This window comes from Dellaglioa sp. CoH-56-MRSF-14 (assembly GCF_056782115.1).
Genome location: NZ_JBXAYB010000021.1, coordinates 1 through 504, shown reverse-complemented (window position 1 = coordinate 504; position 504 = coordinate 1). Strand labels below are relative to the sequence as shown.

Sequence of the window (504 nt, the reverse complement as noted above, 5' to 3'; positions counted from 1 at the left end):
ATACATGCCAACCCATCGCGATATGGCTTGGTAGCTGTCGTCAGTTAGGACACCTGCGTTTGCTAGCTTCATCCCAAGTGCATTCACCTGCTTTGCCAGAATGTCACGCTCAGGCTGCGACCACTGATCAAAATCAATCAGATGGCCGCCCATGAACGGAAGACCCGTCACTGGATCGGTACCGGTGCCAGACACTTGATCCGCAATCTGCTGTTCGAGCGGGGGATTAGTCACCCACATGTTACGCAGATTCTGCAAAATCTCGGTCTTGATATCGACTTGTCCCTCGAACACATTGTCGATGGCATTTGTGTAATCCACGTAGTATGGATTAGCCGCTAGATATGGAGGCAGCAGAATACTGCGCGGGTAGCGATACCCAAGACGCCTGTTTTCTGTTGAGTCCGTCGAGGGCCAATCCACCTGATACTTATAGATTTCTTGATATGGCGTACTCATGTTTTACCCAATTTGCAGGCGGGTCGGATTTGTGTCGATGCGTTG

Annotated in this window: 1 protein-coding gene; it reads right to left on the bottom strand. The window is 50.6% G+C overall.

Going from position 1 to position 504, the window contains the following annotated elements; all coding sequences use genetic code 11:
• The coding region (locus tag AC1RPX_RS07650; RefSeq protein WP_481763313.1) for a hypothetical protein at positions 1 to 459 on the bottom strand (459 nt) is incomplete at its 3' end.
• Between the last annotated feature and the right edge of the window lie 45 nt (positions 460 to 504).